This window comes from Vibrio sp. 10N.222.52.B7, assembly GCF_041474275.1.
Classification (GTDB): domain Bacteria; phylum Pseudomonadota; class Gammaproteobacteria; order Enterobacterales; family Vibrionaceae; genus Vibrio; species Vibrio crassostreae_C.
Genome location: NZ_JBFRTU010000060.1, coordinates 1 through 232, shown reverse-complemented (window position 1 = coordinate 232; position 232 = coordinate 1). Strand labels below are relative to the sequence as shown.

The window sequence follows — 232 nt, the reverse complement described above, 5'->3', positions numbered from 1 at the left end:
ATTTTGCTTTTACTTTCAGCTTTTTTAAAAACTGAAGGCAAAATAATCTGGAAAACTGATTTAAAAGTTCTCTTCAAACTCATTCAAGGTCTGGTATTTCTTTGAGTCCACAAAACCCCTTGGGTGTTGTATGGTTAAGCCTCACGGGCAATTAGTACAGGTTAGCTCAATGCCTCGCAGCACTTACACACCCTGCCTATCAACGTCGTAGTCTACGACAACCCTTTAGGAC

At 40.5% G+C, this 232-nt stretch carries 1 rRNA gene; it reads right to left on the bottom strand.

The features are described 5' to 3' along the window. Positions 1-130: 130 nt before the first annotated feature. Positions 131-232: ribosomal RNA gene (locus AB4512_RS15415) — 23S ribosomal RNA — on the bottom strand; the annotation flags it as partial.